At 63.4% G+C, this 1,820-nt stretch carries 2 protein-coding genes; both read right to left on the bottom strand.

The features are described 5' to 3' along the window. Positions 1-389: 389 nt before the first annotated feature. Positions 390-1,280, bottom strand: coding sequence for a glucose-1-phosphate thymidylyltransferase RfbA (gene rfbA / locus QZH66_RS15635; protein ID WP_305806824.1), 891 nt, complete (start codon positions 1,278-1,280; stop codon positions 390-392). A gap of 14 nt (positions 1,281-1,294) precedes the next feature. Next, the coding region (locus tag QZH66_RS15630; protein WP_305806823.1) for a sugar nucleotide-binding protein at positions 1,295-1,820 on the bottom strand (526 nt) is incomplete at its 5' end.

The following is a 1,820-nucleotide window of genomic DNA, read 5'->3' as shown; positions in this document are numbered from 1 at the left end:
AGTCCTTCGCTGCACGCTCGATTGAAAAATGGAACCAGCGCCGGCCTGCCTGCAGCGGCCGCGTCGCCCAAGGCACGGCATTGAATCCTCTTTTGCACAGCCTCCCGGGGCTTGGCCGCGCGGGAGCTCAAGAAGAGATCAATGGCCCGCCTTGCCCTGTTCCAGCAAACGGAACAGGTATTGCCCATAGCCGCTCTTGGCCAGAGGCTTGGCGAGCCGCTCGACNCCGTGCAACAAGCACCGTCTGCGGCAGTCCTTCGCTGCACGCTCGATTGAAAAATGGAACCAGCGCCGGCCTGCCTGCAGCGGCCGCGTCGCCCAAGGCACGGCATTGAATCCTCTTTTGCACAGCCTCCCGGGGCTTGGCCGCGCGGGAGCTCAAGAAGAGATCAATGGCCCGCCTTGCCCTGTTCCAGCAAACGGAACAGGTATTGCCCATAGCCGCTCTTGGCCAGAGGCTTGGCGAGCCGCTCGACTTGCTCGGCGGCGATAAAGCCATTGCGCCAGGCAATCTCTTCCGGGCAGGCAATCTTCAAGCCCTGGCGCTGTTCCAGCGTGGCGATGAACTGCCCGGCATCGAGCAGGCTGTCATGGGTGCCGGTATCCAGCCACGCGTAGCCTCGCTGCATACGTTGCACAGTGAGTTTCCCCTGGGCCAGATAGGCTTGGTTGACGGTGGTGATTTCCAGTTCGCCTCTTGCACTGGGCTGGACTTTTTTGGCGATCTCAACAACCTCTGCATCGTAGAAATACAGCCCCGTGACGGCAAAGTTGGATTTGGGCTGGAGCGGCTTTTCTTCGATGCTCAAGGCTTCGCCATCGGCATTGAAATCCACCACGCCGTAGCGCTCGGGATCCTGGACATGGTAGGCAAACACCGTGGCGCCCTGCTCCTTGACGTCGGCGTTGGAGAGCAGGGTTGCCAGGTCATGGCCGTAAAAAATATTGTCTCCGAGCACCAGCGCGCTGGGCGCGCCGTCCAGGAAACGCTCACCAATGATGAACGCCTGTGCCAGGCCGTCAGGGCTGGGCTGCACGGCGTATTGCAGGCGGATGCCCCACTGGCTGCCGTCGCCGAGCAGTTGCTCGAAGCGCGGCGTGTCTTGCGGGGTGCTGATGATGAGGATGTCGCGGATGCCCGCGAGCATCAGGGTGCTGAGCGGGTAGTAGATCATCGGCTTGTCGTACACCGGCAGCAGCTGCTTGCTGATGGCCAGCGTGGCCGGGTGCAGGCGGGTGCCGGAGCCTCCGGCGAGGATGATGCCTTTGCGTGCGGTCATGGGTGTTTCGTTTCTCAGAGAATTTCGGCGAGCATGCGCGCCACGCCTTGTTGCCAGTGCGGCAGCGTGAGGCCGAAGGTGGTTTGCAGCTTGCGCGTATCGAGGCGCGAGTTGTGCGGGCGCACGGCGGGCGTGGGGAACGCGCTGGTCGGCACGGGCGCCACTTCGGTCGCTTTGATTTTTATAGCTGCTTGCGCTTGTGCAGCCTGGGCCAGAACGTATTTTGCGTACAAATGCCAGTTGGTCTCGCCAGCGGCCGCCAAATGGTACAGGCCGGCGTCCTGCGGACGCTGCTGCAAGTGCCGGATGGCGTGCGCGGTCACGTCGGCGAGCAGGTCGGCACCGGTCGGGGCGCCCCATTGGTCGTCGATGACGGTGAGGCGCTCGCGCTCCTGCGCCAGGCGCAACATGGTCTTGGCGAAGTTGCCGCCGCGCGCGGCGTAGACCCAGCTGGTGCGCAGGATCAGGTGCTTGGCGCCCGATTGCTGGATCAGCTGCTCACCTTCGAGCTTGGTGCGTCCGTAGACGCTCAGCGGCGCG

Source organism: Stenotrophomonas sp. YIM B06876, assembly GCF_030711595.1.
GTDB lineage: Bacteria > Pseudomonadota > Gammaproteobacteria > Xanthomonadales > Xanthomonadaceae > Stenotrophomonas.
Note: the sequence above shows the minus strand (reverse complement) of the source record. Positions and strands in the feature narration are given on the sequence as shown.

Coding starts and splice junctions, on each gene's coding strand:
- rfbA (WP_305806824.1), bottom strand. CDS start 1,280: ATGACCGCACGCAAAGGCATCATCCTCGCCGGAGGCTCCGGCACCCGC.